The organism is Micromonospora sp. URMC 103 (assembly GCF_051386435.1).
GTDB lineage: Bacteria > Actinomycetota > Actinomycetes > Mycobacteriales > Micromonosporaceae > Micromonospora.
In genome coordinates this window covers 1,090,555-1,104,159 of record NZ_JBPQTR010000005.1, presented here as the reverse complement: position 1 = coordinate 1,104,159, position 13,605 = coordinate 1,090,555, and the positions used below count along the sequence as shown (strand labels likewise).

The following is a 13,605-nucleotide window of genomic DNA, read 5'->3' as shown; positions in this document are numbered from 1 at the left end:
CACTGATGGGTGACATCTTGGTGGGCACCGCGTCCTGGACCGACCGGACGCTGCTGGACTCGGGGTGGTATCCGCAGACGGCGGACACGCCGGAGAAGCGGCTCGCGTACTACGCGCGGCAGTTCCCCCTCGTCGAGGTGGACGCCACCTACTACTCGCCGCCGGCCGAGCGGACCGCCCGGCTGTGGGCCGAGCGCACCCCGGCCGGCTTCACCTTCAACGTCAAGGCGTTCAGCATGCTCACCGGGCATCCGACCCGGGTGAGCGCCCTCTACAAGGACCTGCGGCCGGAGACGGACAAGCGCAACGTCTACCCGGACGACCTGGCCCCGCAGGCGTACGAGGAGGTGTGGACGCGCTTCCTCTCCGCGCTCGACCCACTGGTCGAGGCGGGCAAGCTCGGTGCGCTGCTGTTCCAGTTCCCGCCCTGGTTCACCATCAAGCGGGACAACAAGCAGTACCTGCTGGAGGTCGCGAAGCGCTGCGCCCCGCTGCAACCGGTGTACGAGTTCCGGCACGCCTCCTGGTTCGACGGTGCGAACCGCGACGAGACGCTCGCGTTCCTGCGCACGCACCGGCTTCCGTACGTCAGCGTGGACATGCCGCAGGGCCACCGCTCCTCGGTGCCGCCCGTGCTGGCCGCGACGGGGGACCTCGCGGTGGTGCGCTTCCACGGCCACAGCGACAAGTGGACGAGCACCGACATCCACGAGAAGTTCGGCTACCGCTACTCGGACAAGGAGCTGCGGGAGTGGGCGCCGAAGCTGCGGGAGCTGGCCGACGAGGCCCGGCAGACGCACGTCCTCATGAACAACTGCTACCGCGACTACGCCCAGACCAACGCGGCGACTCTCACCCGGCTGCTCGACGCGGACTCAGGCGACCTCATCCCGCCCGGGTGAGGCCGGCTCACCCGCCGCTCCGCCAGGGTGGAAGGTGCGTGCGGCCCGTCGACGCGGCCGGCGTACCACGAGGAGGTGACCGGGAATGACGGCTCGGGTGGTGACGGATCCCCGCAGGGGTGCCGTCCTGCACGTGGTCGGCGCGTCCGGGAGGGCCCGTCCGGGCCCGCGGGCCGGCCGACGCAGCCCGGTCCGGGCGCGGCCCGGCCCGGTGGGGCCACCGCCCCGCGACGACGACCGGGGCTGGGTAACCGAGGAACGGGGGTGGGAAGATGGCTGAGCAGTTCATTTCGGCGATCGAGTCCTCGATCGACAAGACGAACCTGATCCTGAAGGACATCGAGAACGCCTACGGCTGGCCCAAGCAGCAGCGCAACCAGTCGTACGCCGCGCTGCGGACGGTGCTGCACCTGCTGCGTGACCGGATGCCGGTGCAGGAGAGCGTCGAGTTCGCCCAGCAGCTGCCGACCGTGGTGCGTGGCGTCTACTTCGACGGGTGGAACCCGTCCGACGTGCCGATCAAGCTGAAGCGGGACGACTTCCTCTACGAGGTCCGGCAGGGCTTCCCGTACGACGTGGAGGGCGGCCCCGAGCGCGTGGTGCAGGTCGTGCTCGACACCCTGCGCCGGCACATCACCCAGGGCGAGTGGGAGGACGTCAAGGACACCATGCCCCGGGACCTGGCCCGGATGATGCCGTGAGCTGACGTCGGCCCGCCCCGCCCGGGGCGGGCCCCGCGGTTCACGGCACGCGGCTCGCCCGCAGCCCGGCACGCTCCGCGAGGCCGGCGAAGGCGACCGCGTCCACGACGGCCGCGCCGCCCGGGTCGTTGTTGAAGTACACGTACGCCGGCGCGTCGCCGAACGTGTCGGCGATCCGGCGTACCCAGGAGGCGAGCGCCGCGCGGCCGTAGCGCGGATGCGGCCGGGCCCGCCCCTCGTGCAGGCGCAGGTAGCCGAAGTCCGTGGTGCGCCACAGCGGCGCGACGGGCCGGCCCCGCCGGTCGGCCCAGACCAGCGCCGCCCGCCGCCGCTCCAGCACGGCCCGGGTGGTGGCCGTCCACCAGGACGGGTGACGCGGCTCGACGGCGACCCGCACCTCGGCGGGGAACAGCCGCAACGTGGCGTCGAGCGCCGCCGGATCCGCCGGTAGGTTGGGTGGCAGCTGCACGAGCACCGGCCCCAGCCGGTCGCCGAGCGCCGTGGCCCGGTCGAGGAAGCGCGACACCGGCTCGGCCGGGTCTCGCAGCCGCTTGATGTGCGTGAGGTAGCGGCTCATCTTCACGGCCACGCAGAAGTCGTCCGGCGTGCGGGCCCGCCACGCCGCGAACGTCGCCCGTTCGGGCAGCCGGTAGAACGCGTTGTTCACCTCCACCGTGGCGAACCGCTCCGCGAAGTGCTCCAGCCACAACCGCTGCGGCAGCGCGCGCGGGTAGAACGGGCCCCGCCAGTCGCGGTACTGCCAACCGGAGGTGCCGACCAGGATCATGAGCCGGTCACCAGAGGTCGAAGGGGAACACCTCGAACCCGACGCCGTAGCGGACACCGAGCCGGGTGCCCGCCGGCCGCGCGAGCCCCTCCAGGAACTCCTCGGCGTCGAAACCCCCGTCACCCAGGCCGGTCAGGTACGCCTCGTGCGCCCGCAGCGAGGCCACCCCGCGGTCGAAGGTCGCGGTCACGTCGACCCCGTGCGCCGCCCGGGGCGAGGACGCCGCCCACACCTGGCGTACGCCGGCCCACCGCTCGACGTCCCCGGTCAACTGCTCCGGGAAGATCCACCGGTTGCCCGCGTCGCGCACCGCGTCCAGCGTGGCCTGCCCGGTGGCGATGTGGTCGGCCTGGTTGAGCGTGTACGCGCCGTCCCAGGTCTCCCGGAAGTTGTTGGTGATGACGATCTCGGGGCGGTGCCGGCGCACCACCTCGGTGATCGCGCGGCGCAGCGGCACCCCGTACTCCAGGATGCCGTCGGGCAGCCGGAGGAACTCGACGGTGTCGACCCCCACGAGCGCGGCGGACGCGCGCTGCTCCTGCTCGCGGACCTCGCGGGCCTGCTGCGGCGGCATCGCGTCGATGCCGGCCTCGCCGCTGGTGACGAGGCAGTAGACGACCTGCTTGCCCTGCCCCGTCCACCGCGCCACCGCGGCCGCGGCGCCGAACTCCAGGTCGTCGGGGTGGGCCACCACGGCGAGGGCGCGCTGCCAGTCCTCCGTCACCGGTTCGAGCGCGGTCGGCTCGGTCATCGGCACCTCCTGCTCGCCGTCCGCCCCATCCTGCCACCGCCGGCCGGTTCCGCGCGCTCCGGGCCGCCCCGTGTGGCGCCGTTCCTGCCGGGGCGCTGACGCCGAACCGCCGGTGTCCGCCGGCAGGGGCGTCTACGGTGAGGTTAGAAGATCGGGCATGGGGTACCACCCGCTGCACGACGGACCCCGGCGCACGGCGGGGCGGCACAAGGGAGCACCGATGGCACTCAACGACGACGACATGACCACCGGCGGCGCCGCGGGCGCCGAGGGGCCGGCCGACGGCGGCGCCACCCCGGGCCAGCGTGACGGCGGCGCCGACGGTGGCGCCGACCAGGGCGCCGAGCGCGGCATGGACCGCGGCGCCGACCAGGGCGCGGAAGGCCCGGCCGACGGTGGGGCGACCCCCGGCAAGCAGGACGGTGGCGCCGACGGTGGCGCCGAGGGCCCGGCCGACGGCGGTGCGACGCCGGGCAAGCAGGACGGCGGCGCCGACGGCAGCGCCCGCTGACGGGTCACCGTGACGCGTAACGACCCGCCGGGCGGCATCGACCGCCCGGCGGTCACGTCCGCAAGCGCCGCGGCGCTCGCCCGTTGCGTGGCCGTCGAGCCGGCGAAGTTCGCGGCCGCGCACTGGGGCCAGACGCCGCTGCTGTCCCGCGCCGACGAGCTGCCCAACCCGGCGGGCTTCACCGACCTGTTCAGCCCGGCCGACGCCGACGAGCTGCTCAGCCGGCGCGGTCTGCGTACGCCCTTCCTGCGCATCGCCAAGGACGGCGACCTCGTGCCGTCGGGCCGCTGGACCGGCGGCGGCGGCGCGGGCGCGGAGATCGCCGACCAGGTCCTCGACGAGCGGGTGCTGGAGCAGTACGCGGCCGGCGCGACCCTCGTGCTGCAGGGGTTGCACCGCACCTGGCCCGCCGTCGGCGACTTCGCCCGCGACCTGGGTCTCGCGCTCGGCCAGCCGCTGCAGGTCAACGCGTACCTCACCCCGGCCGGCAACCAGGGTTTCGCCACCCACTACGACACCCACGACGTCTTCGTGCTCCAGGTGGACGGTCGCAAGCACTGGCGCATCCACCCGCCCGTGCTGCCCGACCCGCTGGAGCGGCAGCCGTGGGGCGGACGTGCCGACGAGGTCGCCGCCACCGCCCAGGGGCCCGCCGCGCTGGACGTGGTGCTCGCCCCCGGCGACGCGCTCTACCTGCCCCGGGGGTGGCTGCACAGCGCGGAGGCGCAGGAGTCCAGCTCGCTGCACCTGACCGTCGGCATCCGCGCGCTGACCCGGTACGCGCTGGTCGAGGAGCTGCTGGCGCTGGCCGCCGAGGACCGCCGGCTGCGCAGCAGCCTGCCGTTCGGCACCGACGTGTCCGACCCGGACGCCATCGAGCCCGAGCTCACCGAAACCGTCGAGGCGCTGCGCGACTGGCTGCTGCGCGTCGACCCCGGCGCGGTGGCCGCCCGGCTGCGGCAGCGCGCCTGGCCCGCGGCCCGGCCGGCGCCGATCCGGCCGCTCGCGCAGGCCGCCGCGCTCGTGGCGCTGGACGCCGACGCCCGGCTCAGCCCGCGGGCGGGGCTGCGCTGGCAGCTCGTGCCCGACGGCGCCGACCGGGTGACGCTGCGGCTGTTCGACCGCACCATCGGCCTGCCCGCGTCGTGCGAGCCGGCGGTGCGGGCGCTGCTCACCTCGGCGGCCACCCGGGTCGGTGACCTGCCGGGCCTGCCCGACGACGCCGACCGGCTCGTCCTGGCGCGCCGCCTGCTCCGCGAGGCGGTGGTCGTCCCGGCCTGACCCGCCGGGGCCGCGGCCCACCGCCCGCCACGCCCACCGTCCGCCCACGCCCACCGTCCGCCGCACGCGGACGGTGGGCGTGGGCCGTCAGCGGCCCAGGGCGAGCAGCAACGCCGTGGTCACCAGCCCGGCGGCCAGCACGACGATGATCGGGCGCGGGCCCAGCACGGCGTGCCGCCGGTCGGCCAGCACCTTGGCCGGCACGAGGCCGACCAGCGGGCCGAGCAGCGTCACCATGAACGCCAGCACCGGCATCCCGACGGCCAGGTCCCCGCCGTAGCCCACCCCGGCCGCCCGGGCGCCCGCCCCGAGCGCGTACGCCAGGACGGCGCCCGCCACGCCGCAGAGCGCCAGCAGCGGGTTCGCCGAGCCGGGCAGCTCGCCGGGCTGCCCGGCGCGGTCCAGCAGCTCCTTCACCCGGCCCAGCAGCACCACCGGGTCGGCGTCGACGTCGGCCGCGGGCTGCGGCGGGCCGCGCAGCCGACGTCCACCGGCGCCGAGCCGGTCACGCAGCCGCTGCCACAGGTGCGCCGCCTCCGCGTCCACCCGCTCCTGGAGTTCCCGGGCGGCCGCGAGGTCCCGCTCGGCCTGCCGTACCTGCTCCTCGGCCTCGGCCACGGCACGGTCCGCCGCCGCGCACTGCCGCTCGTACCAGGTCCGGGCCTCGGCGCGCTGGGCGTGCACCCGCGCGCTCAGCTCGGCGAGCCGGCGCACCTGCGCCGCGTACGTCTCACTGGTCACCGGTCGGTTCATCGCGACGGTCCATAGGGAATGATCACCTGTCCGGTGCGGTGCACCGCCCGGTCGAAGAAGAGCCCCCGCCACGGGCGCGGGTACCAGTCCGGGCCGCCGGTGCCCGGGTAGAGGGACGAGCCCAGCTCGCCGCCGTGGGCGTCCAGCGCCACCCACGCCCCGATCTGGTCGGTGCGCGCCGCCGGCCCGCCGAGGTCGGCGCGCATCCGGGCCACGCCCCGCCACCAGGCCAGCACGTGGGTACGCCGCTCCGGCCCGTCGTGCAGGATCCGGCGCAGCTGCTCCAGCCCGTTCCGCCCCCCGGCCCGAGCGGACAGGGCTCCGGCCGCCGCGTCCACGGCGAACAGCAGCAGGTAGTGCGGGTCACCCGTGCTCGCCAGCCCCGCAGCCGTCTCGGCCATCAGCTCGGGCACGGTCTCCTCGTCGTACCACGACGCGTCGTCGGCGAGGTCCTCGTAGAGCGCGCGGGCGACGGGGTCGGCGTCCGGGTCGAGGCAGGCGATGGAGAACCGCGCGGCGCCGGGGCGGTGCTGCCGGGCCAATGAGCGTGCGGCCGCGTCCAGCACCGCGCACGCCTCGTCGACGCGGGTGCCGAGCACCGCGAGGTTCCGCCCGGGCGCCCGGGGCAGGCGCAGCGCGGCCGAGCGGGCCTGCACGTCGATGATCTCGCCGAGCAGCGCGACCGGGCCGCGCGTCGTCCCGTCGCCGGGGCGCAGCGCGCGGAAGTCCGGCGCGTCGGCCAGCCGGGGGATCGCGTCGCCGTCGAAGAGCCGGGCCGGGGCGGCGTCCTGCGGCCGCATCCGCCACAGCCGGTGCTGCAACCCGCTCCACGTCTCCCAGTCGCTGGCCGAGGGGATCCGAGCGACCTCGTTGCCCTCCGGCAGCCCGGACTCGGCGTTGACGACGGCGTGCCAGCGCGGCAGCGACTGCGCCGCGTCGTTGCGTTCGGCCAGGATGCGCAGCGCCTTGGGCAGGGCGATGCGCAGGGTGAACTGGGCCACGAGCGCCGGCCGGCCCCACAGCGCCTCGATGCCGCGGACGTCCTGCGAGGCGAGCACCAGGTGGATGCCCTGCGAGCGGCCCCGCCGCGCGAGGTCCTCCAGCAGGTCGGCGGCCTCGCGCGCCACCACGTCACGCCCGGCCAGCAGCATCTGGAACTCGTCGACCACCGCCACGATGCGGGGCCAGCGGCCCGTCGGGTCCACGGCGCGCAGCTCGGCGAGCTTGGTGACCTCGTGCTTCTTGGCCGCGTCGGCCCGCCGGCGCAGCTCCTCGGCGAGGAACCGCAGCAACGCGAGCCCGAACTCCCGGTCGGTGTTCACGTTGATGCCGACCAGCCGCATGTGCGGTAGCCAGCTCGGGTCGCGCCGGCCCTGCGCGAACCGGGCGAAGGAGACGCCCTCCTTGAAGTCGAGCAGATAGAACTCCAGCTCGTTGGGGGAGTAGCGGGCGGCCAACGCCCCGATCCACGCGAAGATCAGATTGGTCTTGCCGGTGCCGGACGGCCCGCCGATGAGCGCGTGCGGCGGGTAGTCGCCGAGCGTCACCGTGACGGGACGGCCGGACGGGGCCTCGCCGATCGGCGCCGTGAGCCCGGTGGCCGAGTCCTCCCGCCACATCAGCTCGGGAGGCGGCAGCAGATCGGTGAACGGGGTCGGCGGCGGACCCGCGTTGAACCGGGCCGCCACGTCCCGGCAGGTCTCGGTGACCAGCGCCGCGGGCGGCGGCGGGTCGAGGCGTACGGGCAGCCCGGGCGACCCGCCGACGCGGGCGCCGTCCGGGTCGGCCACCACCCGGACGACCGTCGGGTCGTCGGGCAGCGGAACTCCCCGGACCACGAGGTGCACGCCGCACGCCGCCCCGGTGCGGACCACCCGGTCGAGCTGGCCGCGTTCGTGCCGGGACAGCTCGTCGCCGCCGAGCAGCACCGCCACCCGCCACGGCTCGGGCCGGCGGCCGGTCGCCTCGGCGAGGTCCCGCAGCGAGGCGTGCTCGCCGGCCAGGACGGTCTCGTTGATCCGGCGGATCTGTTCCACCAGGTCGTCGAGCAGGCGGCCCAGCCCGCCGGGGCCCACGAACGTGAGCAGCCCCGCGGTGCCGAGCGGGGCGAACCCGGCCAGGCCGCCGCCGAGGTGCTCGGGGTCGTACCCCATGAGCCGGACGGCGCCCGGGTCGGCCCGGCCGAGAGCGCGCAGCAGCAGCGCGGCGACCACCGCGTCGCAGCCGTCCCGGTCGGCGCCGTCGAGTTCGACGTGCCCCGCGTCGAGCAGCGGCACGAGGGCGGGCACCGGCTCGGCGCCGGGCACGGCCAGGGCGCCGACCCGCAGCGCGCCGACCCGCAGCGCGCCGACCGGTTCGCCCCGGCCGGCGGGGGTGGGCCGCCAGCCCGGCCACTCCTGCGCGGCGGCGCCGGGCGCCTCCCGCCGGGCCGCCTCGGCGGCGCGGCGGGCCAGCTCGGCGATCCGCGCGGCGTGCCGGGAGTCGATCTCGGCGAGCCGCCGGTCCCGCTCGGCGCCGACCCGCTCCGGCACGGCCGACGCGGCCCGGCGGACCCGGGCCAGGCGCTCCCGGCCGGCGGTCAGGTCGGCCTGGGCGCCCGACAACCGGGTGCGGGCCGCGCCGAGCGCGTCGGCGAGCGTGTCCCGGACCCGGCTGACCAGCTGCGCGCGCCGGTCAGCCATCGCTGCTCCGGAGCCCGCCGCGCCGCGGCGCCTCGTGCCAGGGGCCGGCGCCCGCCGGTCGTGCGCCAAACCCCGATGTCGCGCGGCCGGGCGGGACGCCCGGGGTCGCCCGGCCGGTCCGGGACGGGTCGCCGGTGCGCGCCCGGGCACCGGCCTCCGCGTCGCGCGGGCCGGCGCGCGAGTCGCCCGCGTCGCCGCGGCCCGCGCCACGAACCTGGCCCGCGTCGCCGGCCCGGCCCGCGCCGCGAACCCGGCCCGCGTCGTCGGCGCGGCCCGCGTCGGCGGGCAGGTCCCGCCCGAGCCGGGCGAGCAGGACGCCGGTCAGCACGCCGGCGGCCACCGCGGAGTCCGCGGCGTGCGGCGGCTCGCCGCTGCGCCGGGGCGGCGGCATCCGGCACACCCGGGTCAGCAGCGTCTCCAGCACCGGCGCCGGCAGCCCGGGCAGCAGGTCCCGGACCCGCCCGTCGAGCTGCCCCCGCAGCCGGCCGAGGTCGTCGGCGCGCGGCGGGTGCCCGAGCAACTCGGTGGCGAGGTCACGCAGCAGCGGCGGGGCCACGGCGGCCAGCCCGAGCCCGACGTCGGCGTGCGCCCGACGCAGCTCGGTGCGCAGCCGGTCCCGGTCGCCGGCGCGCACCCCGCCCACCACGCGGCGCAGCAGCTCGGTCGGGTCGGCGACGCGCTCGTCCGGCTCGTCGGCGCTCTCGGCGCCGCCGGTCAGCTCGGCCACCCGCACCGACCACCAGCGGCGCAGGCGCACCTGCTCGGGAGGTTCGACCGGCACGGCGACCGGGGCGCCCGCGCGGGGCGCGTCGTGCCGCGGCTCGGGCTGTGGTGGCCGGGCCGGCGCGGCGCCGTCGGCCCCCAGCCCGATCGCGGCCAGGTACGCGGCGAGCTGTTCCTGCGCGAGCCGCAGCGCGTACCCGGCGGTCTCGGCGTGCTCGGTGGCGGCCGAGAGCTCCGGCACCCCCATCGGGTCGGCCGACTCCTGGCGTACCCACCGCAGCCGCTCGCTGGCCCGCCCGAACGTCTCCAGCGCCTGCGTGACGAGACCGAGCGGGAGTTCCTCCGCGGCGGCGCGGACCTGCGCGCCGACATCCTCGACGATGGACACGGCGGATCTCAGAGGGCCGCGACGTAGAGCTGCGCCTGCTCGACGGCCACGAGTGTGGCGGCGAGGCACTCCTCCAGCTCCTGGCTGGCCTGGGTGAGCGAGGCCTGGGCCGCCTCGACCGTCTCGTGCCCGCTGCCCTCCAGCGCGCCGGCCAGGGTCTGCTGCGCCTCGGCGAGCTTCTCGCCGGCAGCCTGCACGGCGCTCTGGCCGTCACCGATCTGTTGCAGTGCCACGTCGATGGCTGCCTTGAGCTCGGCGACGCTCGCCACGGGGGTTACCTCCTGGGGGCGGGGAGGCCTTCATTAGAGCCTATGCGTACGGCGGGGGAACATCCGCCCTGTCAGTGTTCCTGCCCCGGTGACCGCTTGTCACCCTGAAGCGCCCGGAGTCCGATTGGCGGGACCGCCGGCATCCGGAGTGCCCGGCACCGGCTCCGCCGCCGACCCCGGCACGGCGTCGCGCAGCCAGCGCGGCCCGTACACCTCGGCGCCCCGGGAGGTCACGCGGTCGCGCAGCTCACGGTCGGCGGTGACCACGACCCGGCGGCGGCCCGCAGCGGCGCTGACCAGCTCGACCACGGCGTCGTCCCCCGATCCCCGGGCCGCGACCACGGCGACCCCCGGCACGGCCGGGACGTCCCGCGCCCGGCCCTCCACCACGAGGACCACCTCGACGGGAGGCGGCAGCTGGGGCAGCCCGGCGTCGGCCACGAACCGCAGCGAGTCCCGCAACCGGGCGGTCGCCCCGGCGCGGTCCCGCCACCAGCCGTCGGGTCGCGACCCGACCACGTTGGCGGCGTCGACGATCAGCAGGGGCGGCGCGTCCATGGCCCCACCCTGCCATCCCCGGCGCGGGCGGCGCTCGGGGCGCGGCGTTTGTCACGGCGACCGTCGGGTAGGCCCTGCCGACCGTGCCGCGCGGACAGCGGAGGACAGAATGATGGGACCCGGCGACTTCGGCACCGACCCGTGGGACGAGTTCCTGGCCCGGTACTTCGGCCGGGGCGAGAGCGGGCGCCGGCCGCCGCACCGGGTCGACATCACCCGGCTCATGACCGCCGACGCGCGGGAGATGCTGGCCGACGCGGCCCGGCGCGCCGCGCAGAAGCAGAGCAGCGACCTCGACACCGACCACCTGCTCTGGGCCGCGCTGCAACGCGAGCCGCTGCGCGACCTGGTCCGGCGGGCGGGCGCGGACCCGGACACCCTGCTCAACGCGCTGGGCGGGCGGGGCGACGGCGCGCCGCGCGGTGAGGTGCCGCCCAACCTGTCGCTCACCCCGGCCGCGAAGCGGGCCCTGCTCGACGCCCACCAGCTCTCGCGGGCGATGGGCGCCAACTACATCGGTCCCGAGCACATCCTCATGGCGTTGCCGCTGAACCCGGAGTCGCCGGCCGGGCGGATGCTCGCCGCCGGGCGGATCCAGCCCGAGTCGCTCCAGGCGGCCAACGCCGAGCGGGGCCCGATGACCGGCCCGCGGCCGGACCGGGGGACGCCCACTCTCGACCAGTACGGCCAGGACCTCACCGACCTGGCCCGCGCCGACCAGATCGACCCGGTCATCGGCCGGGCCGACGAGATCGAACAGGCCGTGGAGATCCTGTCCCGGCGTACGAAGAACAACCCCGTGCTCATCGGCGAGGCGGGCGTCGGCAAGACCGCCATCGTGGAGGGGCTGGCCGAGCGGATCTGCGACGGGGACGTGCCGCAGACCCTGCTCGGCAAGCGGGTGGTGCAGCTCGACCTCGCCGGGCTGGTCGCCGGCACCCGCTACCGGGGCGACTTCGAGGAGCGGCTCAAGAAGGTGATCGACGAGATCCGCGCCCACCGCGAGGAGCTGATCATCTTCCTGGACGAGATCCACACCCTGGTGGGCGCGGGTGGCGCCGGCAGCGAGGGCGGCATGGACGCCAGCAACATGCTCAAGCCCGCGCTGGCCCGCGGCGAGCTGCGGGTCATCGGCGCGACCACGCTGGACGAGTACCGCAAGAGCATCGAGAAGGACGCGGCGCTGGCCCGCCGGTTCCAGCCGGTGCTGGTGCCGGAGCCGAGCGTGGACGACACGGTGGCCATCCTGCGGGGCCTGCGGGACCGGTACGAGGCGCACCACCAGGTCCGCTTCACCGACGAGGCCCTGGTGGCCGCGGCCGAGCTGTCCGACCGGTACGTCACCGACCGGTACCTCCCGGACAAGGCCATCGACCTCATCGACCAGGCCGGCGCCCGGGTGCGGCTGCGGACGCGGACCCCGGCCGAGGACGTACGGGACCTGGAACGGCAGCTCGACGACGTACGCCGGGACAAGGAGCAGGCGGTCAGCGACGAGCAGTACGAGCGGGCGTCGGCCCTGCGCGACCGGATCGCGGACCTGGAGGGCCAGATCCGCCGGGCGCACGGCGAGGACGGCAACACCTCGCAGGTCCCGGAGGTCGGCCCGCAGGAGATCGCCGAGGTCGTCTCCCGGGCCACCGGCATCCCCGTCGCCCAGCTCACCGAGGAGGAACGCGACCGGCTGCTGCGCCTCGAGGGGCACCTGCACGAGCGCGTGGTGGGGCAGGACGACGCCGTGACCGCGGTGGCCGAGGCGGTCCGCCGGTCCCGGACCGGGCTGGCCGACCCCGACCGCCCGATGGGCAGTTTCCTGTTCCTCGGCCCGACCGGCGTCGGCAAGACCGAACTGGCCCGGGCGCTCGCCGAGGCGCTCTTCGGCGAGTCGGACCGGATGGTCCGGGTGGACATGAGCGAGTTCCAGGAGCGGCACACGGTGAGCCGGCTGGTCGGCGCGCCGCCCGGCTACGTGGGCTACGAGGAGGCCGGGCAGCTCACCGAGGCGGTGCGCCGCCGCCCGTACGCGGTGGTGCTGCTCGACGAGATCGAGAAGGCGCACCCGGACGTGTTCAACATCCTGCTCCAGGTGCTCGACGACGGCCGGCTCACCGACAGCCAGGGCCGGACGGTGAACTTCAAGAACACCGTCCTCATCATGACGAGCAACCTCGGCTCGGAGCTGATCACCGGCACCCAGCGGGCCGTCGGTTTCGGCGCCGGTGAGCCGGGCAGCAGCCAGGAGGCCGACGAGCTGCGGGACCGGCTGATGCGGCGGTTGCAGGAGAACTTCCGGCCGGAGTTCCTCAACCGCATCGACGAGGTGATCATCTTCCGCCGGCTGGAGGCCGCGCAGCTGCGCCAGATCACCGAGCTGCTGCTCGAGGAGACCCGCCGGCGGCTGCACGCCCAGGACATCGAGGTGGACTTCACGACCGCCGGCATCGACTGGCTGGCCGAGCACGGCTACCAGCCGGAGTTCGGCGCCCGCCCGCTGCGCCGGGTGATCCAGCGCGAGGTGGACAACCAGCTCTCCCGGATGCTGCTGGAGTCGGCCATCTCGCCTGGGCAGCGGGTCACGGTGGACGCCCGGGACGGCGCGCTCGCGTTCGACGTGGGATCCGGCGAGCGCGGTTACACGGCCGCCACGACGTCGCATCCGCGATGAGTCGGGCGGAGACGTCCGGGCCGGACGGTCCGGAGGAGTCCGCCGAGCCGGCGCGGTCGCGGGAGCCGACGGAGTCCGGGGAGCCCGATCAGTCGCGGGAGCCGGCGGCGTCGCGCGACGAGACGGAGCATCCCGAGCGGATCCAGGCCCGCCCGACGGCGAACCCGGCACGGGTGCGGATGCCGCCGGAGGGGCCGAGCCGGAAGAAGGACGAGGGGGACCCGGAGGAGTCCGGGCCGCCACCCGGAGAGGAGGGCTGATGGCACGCGAGCAGCGACTCGATCCCGAGGTGGAGGTGCTCTGGGAGGACTTCCACGCCCAGGTCAACGTCCCGTCCGCGCAGTTGCGCCAGTGGCTGCTGACCCGGGGCTCCGGCGAGGAGGCCTTCGGCGCGGACCCGGACCTCGGCCTGCCCGAACCGGGCCGGCAGATCCTCCAGGTGCTCACGAAGCGGAAGGTCGACCTCACGCCGGAGGACATCGAGGTGATGCGGGAGGCGATCGACCGCATCCAGTCCCTCGTGGACGCCCGGCCGCCGCGCGGGAACGCCGACGACGAGTGGCGGCACTCCCTGCTGGACCTCGGCCACGACGTCCTCGTCGAACGCTGACGGCGGGCCGCCCGCGTCGACCGGG

Annotated in this window: 13 protein-coding genes and 1 pseudogene; 7 read left to right on the top strand and 7 right to left on the bottom strand. The window is 76.0% G+C overall.

Going from position 1 to position 13,605, the window contains the following annotated elements:
• The first annotated feature begins 5 nt into the window (after positions 1 to 5).
• Both ACSNOA_RS18195 and ACSNOA_RS18190 read left to right on the top strand, forming a co-directional pair.
• A complete protein-coding gene (locus ACSNOA_RS18195; protein WP_436659849.1) occupies positions 6 to 902 on the top strand; it encodes a DUF72 domain-containing protein in 897 nt (298 codons plus the stop codon).
• A gap of 272 nt (positions 903 to 1,174) precedes the next feature.
• On the top strand, positions 1,175 to 1,603 hold the full coding sequence (locus ACSNOA_RS18190; protein ID WP_436659847.1) for a DUF2267 domain-containing protein: 429 nt from the start codon (positions 1,175 to 1,177) through the stop codon (positions 1,601 to 1,603).
• Between the two features lie 40 nt (positions 1,604 to 1,643).
• Here ACSNOA_RS18190 and ACSNOA_RS18185 read toward each other — a convergent pair whose 3' ends face one another.
• Positions 1,644 to 2,390, bottom strand: a complete 747-nt coding sequence (locus tag ACSNOA_RS18185) for a DUF72 domain-containing protein (RefSeq protein WP_436659845.1) — start codon at positions 2,388 to 2,390, stop codon at positions 1,644 to 1,646.
• Positions 2,391 to 2,397: 7 nt separating this feature from the next.
• The gene (locus ACSNOA_RS18180) at positions 2,398 to 3,141 is read right to left on the bottom strand and encodes a PIG-L deacetylase family protein (RefSeq protein ID WP_436659843.1); all 744 of its coding nucleotides are present in this window, start codon (positions 3,139 to 3,141) and stop codon (positions 2,398 to 2,400) included.
• Positions 3,142 to 3,361: 220 nt separating this feature from the next.
• Here ACSNOA_RS18180 and ACSNOA_RS18175 point away from each other — a divergent pair, with 220 nt between their 5' ends.
• Together ACSNOA_RS18175 and ACSNOA_RS18170 are read left to right on the top strand one after the other, a co-directional pair.
• Entirely contained in the window at positions 3,362 to 3,652 is a 291-nt protein-coding gene (locus tag ACSNOA_RS18175) for a hypothetical protein (protein ID WP_436659841.1), read from the top strand.
• 9 nt (positions 3,653 to 3,661) lie between these two features.
• Entirely contained in the window at positions 3,662 to 4,933 is a 1,272-nt protein-coding gene (locus ACSNOA_RS18170; RefSeq protein WP_436659839.1) for a cupin domain-containing protein, read from the top strand.
• An 87-nt stretch (positions 4,934 to 5,020) separates the two neighbouring features.
• Here the strand turns inward: ACSNOA_RS18170 and ACSNOA_RS18165 are convergent, their stop codons facing one another.
• The 5 genes and pseudogenes from ACSNOA_RS18165 to ACSNOA_RS18145 form a co-directional block, all read right to left on the bottom strand.
• Positions 5,021 to 5,686 (bottom strand): hypothetical protein, encoded by a 666-nt coding sequence (locus ACSNOA_RS18165; RefSeq protein WP_436659837.1) that lies wholly within the window; start codon positions 5,684 to 5,686, stop codon positions 5,021 to 5,023.
• Positions 5,683 to 8,367 (bottom strand): FtsK/SpoIIIE domain-containing protein, encoded by a 2,685-nt coding sequence (locus tag ACSNOA_RS18160; protein ID WP_436659835.1) that lies wholly within the window; start codon positions 8,365 to 8,367, stop codon positions 5,683 to 5,685. Before ACSNOA_RS18160 ends, ACSNOA_RS18165 begins: the two co-directional genes overlap by 4 nt.
• On the bottom strand, positions 8,360 to 9,478 hold the full coding sequence (locus ACSNOA_RS18155) for a hypothetical protein (protein WP_436659833.1): 1,119 nt from the start codon (positions 9,476 to 9,478) through the stop codon (positions 8,360 to 8,362). Before ACSNOA_RS18155 ends, ACSNOA_RS18160 begins: the two co-directional genes overlap by 8 nt.
• A gap of 8 nt (positions 9,479 to 9,486) precedes the next feature.
• The gene (locus tag ACSNOA_RS18150) at positions 9,487 to 9,747 is read right to left on the bottom strand and encodes a hypothetical protein (RefSeq protein WP_088993708.1); all 261 of its coding nucleotides are present in this window, start codon (positions 9,745 to 9,747) and stop codon (positions 9,487 to 9,489) included.
• Between the two features lie 192 nt (positions 9,748 to 9,939).
• A pseudogene (locus ACSNOA_RS18145) lies at positions 9,940 to 10,305 on the bottom strand (hypothetical protein); the annotation flags it as partial.
• Positions 10,306 to 10,414: 109 nt separating this feature from the next.
• Between ACSNOA_RS18145 and ACSNOA_RS18140 the strand changes: the two are divergent.
• From ACSNOA_RS18140 to ACSNOA_RS18130, 3 genes are read left to right on the top strand one after another with little or no spacing between them, the layout of a single operon-like run.
• Complete coding sequence (locus ACSNOA_RS18140) at positions 10,415 to 12,970, top strand: ATP-dependent Clp protease ATP-binding subunit (protein WP_436659831.1); 2,556 nt, start codon at positions 10,415 to 10,417, stop codon at positions 12,968 to 12,970.
• Positions 12,967 to 13,230, top strand: coding sequence for a hypothetical protein (locus ACSNOA_RS18135; RefSeq protein ID WP_436659829.1), 264 nt, complete (start codon positions 12,967 to 12,969; stop codon positions 13,228 to 13,230). Before ACSNOA_RS18140 ends, ACSNOA_RS18135 begins: the two co-directional genes overlap by 4 nt.
• On the top strand, positions 13,230 to 13,580 hold the full coding sequence (locus ACSNOA_RS18130) for a DUF3140 domain-containing protein (protein WP_436659827.1): 351 nt from the start codon (positions 13,230 to 13,232) through the stop codon (positions 13,578 to 13,580). Before ACSNOA_RS18135 ends, ACSNOA_RS18130 begins: the two co-directional genes overlap by 1 nt.
• Positions 13,581 to 13,605 lie beyond the last annotated feature (25 nt).

Excerpts from the sequence above, each read along its gene's own strand:
- ACSNOA_RS18195 (WP_436659849.1), top strand. The coding sequence starts at position 6 with ATGGGTGACATCTTGGTGGGCACCGCGTCCTGGACCGACCGGACGCTG.
- ACSNOA_RS18190 (WP_436659847.1), top strand. The coding sequence starts at position 1,175 with ATGGCTGAGCAGTTCATTTCGGCGATCGAGTCCTCGATCGACAAGACG.
- ACSNOA_RS18185 (WP_436659845.1), bottom strand. The coding sequence starts at position 2,390 with ATGATCCTGGTCGGCACCTCCGGTTGGCAGTACCGCGACTGGCGGGGC.
- ACSNOA_RS18180 (WP_436659843.1), bottom strand. The coding sequence starts at position 3,141 with ATGACCGAGCCGACCGCGCTCGAACCGGTGACGGAGGACTGGCAGCGC.
- ACSNOA_RS18175 (WP_436659841.1), top strand. The coding sequence starts at position 3,362 with ATGGCACTCAACGACGACGACATGACCACCGGCGGCGCCGCGGGCGCC.
- ACSNOA_RS18165 (WP_436659837.1), bottom strand. The coding sequence starts at position 5,686 with ATGAACCGACCGGTGACCAGTGAGACGTACGCGGCGCAGGTGCGCCGG.
- ACSNOA_RS18160 (WP_436659835.1), bottom strand. The coding sequence starts at position 8,367 with ATGGCTGACCGGCGCGCGCAGCTGGTCAGCCGGGTCCGGGACACGCTC.
- ACSNOA_RS18140 (WP_436659831.1), top strand. The coding sequence starts at position 10,415 with ATGATGGGACCCGGCGACTTCGGCACCGACCCGTGGGACGAGTTCCTG.
- ACSNOA_RS18135 (WP_436659829.1), top strand. The coding sequence starts at position 12,967 with ATGAGTCGGGCGGAGACGTCCGGGCCGGACGGTCCGGAGGAGTCCGCC.
- ACSNOA_RS18130 (WP_436659827.1), top strand. The coding sequence starts at position 13,230 with ATGGCACGCGAGCAGCGACTCGATCCCGAGGTGGAGGTGCTCTGGGAG.